The sequence below is a fragment of the Streptomyces sp. NPDC007162 genome, from assembly GCF_040634175.1.
GTDB lineage: Bacteria > Actinomycetota > Actinomycetes > Streptomycetales > Streptomycetaceae > Streptomyces.
In genome coordinates this window covers 1-4,041 of the sequence record NZ_JBEYFC010000678.1, presented here as the reverse complement: position 1 = coordinate 4,041, position 4,041 = coordinate 1, and the positions used below count along the sequence as shown (strand labels likewise).

Below are 4,041 nucleotides of genomic sequence, written 5' to 3'. Positions count from 1 at the left end.
TACGCGCCCGGTGACACCAAGGGCTCCAAGCTGCCCCCGGTCACCTTCTCCGCCTACACCGTGGACGCGGACGACCCGCTCGGCGACTACCTGGCCGACAAGCACCTGCCCAACCTCGTCCCCCGCTACAGCGGCGACGCCCGCCCCGGTTTCACCAGGCCGCGCATTGGCACCATCACCACCGAAGCGGGTGAAGACATCGAGGTGACCTACACCGGCGGCTGCAAGACCGAGCCGTCGGTCGCCCCCGAGGACAACCACAACACCTGCTTCCCGGTCCGCTGGTCCCCGGACGGGGACGAGAAGAAGCCGGCTCTCGCCTGGTTCAACAAGTACGTCGTGTCGTCCGTCCACCGGCACGACAAGGTCTCCTCGAACGGCAAGGACATCACCACGTCCTACGGCTATGACAACGCCGGCTGGGGCAAGGACGACGACGAGTTCAGCAAGCCGGACCTGCGCACCTACAACGTGTGGCGCGGCTACCAGAAGGTCACCACCCTCAAGGGCGACGCCACCTCAGGCCCAGACGTACCCCAGACACAGTCCAAGTCCGTCACACGCTACTTCCGTGGCGGGGGCGGCACGCTGAAGGACTCCACCGGAACGATCGAGCTCGGCCAGGACCGGCCGGAGTTCACCGGTCTGGCCGCCGAGACGCTCACCTACGACAGCAGCGCCGACGGCGCCAAGATCGTCAAACGCACCCTCACCTTCCCCGACTCCCAGCAGACCGCCTCGCGCACCCGGGACGGCGGACTGGACCCGCTCCTCGCCTTCCGCGTCTGGACGAAGAGAAGCGACGCGGTGCAGACGGTCGGCTCCAGCTGGCGATCCGTGCGTACCGAGACTCTCAGCGTCGACTCGGATCACGGCCTGCCGCTCGCCGTCGAGACCTCCGTGGTCCAGCCCGACAGCAGCGGAACGGAAAAGCACAGCAACTACACCTGCGCCAAGACGGATTACGCGAACAACGACGACTCCAACATCATCGGCCTGCCCAAACAGGTCCGCACCACCGCGACGTCCTGCGCGGGTGCGGCAACCGCCACCGGGGACCAGCTGATCTCCGCCACGCGGGACACTTACGACAACAAAGCCTGGGGCGAGGCCCCGACGGCCGGTCTGCTCACCACCGAGCAGACAAACGCGGCCGACGGCACCGGCTGGATCCGCTCCACACTGAACACGTACGACGCGCTCGGCCGGATCCGTACCGTCACGAACGCCAAGGACCAGTTGGTCTCCAGGACCGAATACACACCAGGAGATGCGGGCGGCCCGGTCACCTCGATGAAGGTCATCGACGGCCTCGGCCACTCGGTGACCACCGACCTCGACCCCGGACGCGGCCTGGTACTGACGCGCACTGACACCAACGGTCACGTCACCCGCAGCGAGTTCGACGCGTTCGGCCGCCTGGTCAAGGGCTGGATGCCGTCCCACTCCTCAGGAACCCAGAACCCGGACGTCCAGATCTCCTACCAGATCACCTCCGGCACCAAGCCCACCGCCGTCACCGTCAAATCCCTGCGCGACGACCGCGGCTACGACGCACAGATCACGCTCTACGACGGCATGCTGCGACCCATCCAGACCCAGAGCCCCGCTCACGGGCCCGGCCGGGTCGTCACCGACACCAAGTACAACGATCACGGCCTGGGCTCCCAGACCAACAACCCCTACCTCGCCCAGGGCGAACCAGAGGCCGAGCAGTTCAAGCCGAAGAGCGACACCCTCGTGCCCAGCGGGAGTGCCACGACCTACGACGGTCTGGAGCGTCCGGTCAAGGTCACCACCATCCAGAGCGGTGCCGCCGCCTACTCCAGTTCCACGGTCTACGGCGACGACTACACGATCGCCAAGCCCGCCGGCGGCGCCACACCCGCCACGAAGACCTGGACGGATGCCCTCGGCCGTGTCACCCGTATCCAGCACTACACCAAGTCCGACCTGAGCCAGTGGCGGGACACCGTCTACGAGTACGACAGCCGCGGTAACCGCAGCAAGGTCACCGACGAGGCCGGAAACGTCTGGAGTTACCTCTACGACGCCCGAGGCCGGGTGACCGACTCCTACGATCCCGACACGGGCCACTCCTCCTTCGGCTACGACGACGTCGACCGTCGGACGAAGGCGGTCGAGGGACGCGAAAGGGCCGTCTACACGGAGTACGACGCGATCGGCCGGGTCAAGGCCACGCGTGAAGGCAGCGAATCCGCTGCCCCGACCCGCGAATGGGAGTACGACACCTTGGCCGGCGCCGACGGCATGCTCGCTGCGACCGTCCGCCACGACGCCAGCGGCGACTACGTCAACCGCGTGACCGGCTACGACGCCGATTACCGGGTCACGAGCCGAGAAGTCGTCATCCCCAACACATCCCCGCTCACCAAGGGCGTCGCTGGCACCTACCAGTACGCCTACACCTACACACCGACCGGCAAGCCGCGCAGCACGACCCTGCCCGCCACGCCCGGCGGACTCGCCCAGGAAGAAGTGATCACCCGGTACGACAGCGATGGCCTGGCCGAATCGACCTCGGGCCTATCCTGGTACACCGCGGACGTCAGCTACTCGCCCTACGGTGAAGCCCTGCGCACGGCCACCGGGCCCCAGCCCTACCGGGTGTGGACCACCAACTTCATCGATGACCGCACCGGCCGCCTCCAGCGCACGGTCAGCGACCGCGAGACCGCGGGACCGCACCGGCTCGCGGACACCCGCTACTCGTACGACACGGTCGGCAACGTGACGTCCGAAGCATCCCAGAACGCCACCTCCGCGACCACCACGGCCTGGGACACCCAGTGCTTCACCTACGACGCGATGGGTGAACTGGTCCATGCCTGGACCTCGAACATCACCCCCGGCACCAGTGGCACCGGCTGCAAGTCCGCCAACGGAACCGCCTGGGGCTACCGCAGCGACGGGCAGCGCTCCACAGGTCCCATCGCCAACGCCCCGGACGTCCAGAGCGATGCCACGGCACCCGATGACGCACTGCAGACGTCACTTGCCAACGCCGCACCGGACACCACCACCGTGGCCACAGGTACCGGCACCAGCTACTGGGACTCGTACACCTTCGACGCCATCGGCAGCCGGGCCACCCAGACCCAGCACGCCACGGCAAGCGGCATCGACACCAGCCAGGACGTCACCCGCACGTACGGGTACGGCAAGCTCGTCACAGGCAACGGCACCACCCAGTCGACACTCACTCAGCCGCACACCCTCACGAGCGTCACCAGCGCGAAGGGCGGAACCGCCACCGGCACGCAGTCCTACGTCTTCGACGCCGCGGGCAACACCACCACCCGGCCCGGTACCACCCAGAACCAGTCCCTGACCTGGACAGCCGAGGAGAAACTGGACACCGCGACCGCCGAAGGCACCACCACCCAGTACGTCTACGACGCCGACGGCAACCGCATCCTCCAGCACTCCTCCGCGGGTACCACCCTCTACCTCGGCGAGACAGAGGTCATGGCCGACGGCTCCGGCACCCCCGTCAACGCCGTCCGCACCTACAGCCAGGCCGGAGCCCCGACCGTCGTCCGCACGACCAACGGCTCGACCTCCGGTCACAAACTGAGCTGTCTGATCACCGACCAACTCGGCACCGCGAGCATCGCGGTAGACCTCGGCAAGGACCAGACGGTCACCCGCCGAGCCTTCAAGCCCTACGGCGAGACCCGCGGCACCAAGCCGAGCAGCTGGCCCGACCAGCGCACCTACCTCGGCGTCGGCATCGACGACACCAACACCGGCCTCACCCACCTCGGCGCCCGCGAATACGACCAGAACACCGGCCGTTTCGTCTCCGCCGACCCGGTCTTCGACATCGCCGACCCGCTCCAGATGAACGGGTATGCCTACGCGAACAACAACCCCGTCACGCGGAGCGATCCCACCGGCCTCGAAAGCTGCGGCCCGACCAACTACAGCTGCACCAAGGACACCATCGACACCATCAACAAGGGAGGAGGCGGTACCGGGGACGCGGGCAACAGCGGTACGACGGGCGGCGGCACCGCC

General features: G+C 67.6%; 1 protein-coding gene. It reads left to right on the top strand.

The annotated features are described in order from the left end of the window. Window positions 1-4,041, top strand: a 4,041-nt coding sequence (locus ABZ646_RS41890; RefSeq protein ID WP_360531629.1) for an RHS repeat-associated core domain-containing protein, incomplete at both ends; no start/stop codon positions are given.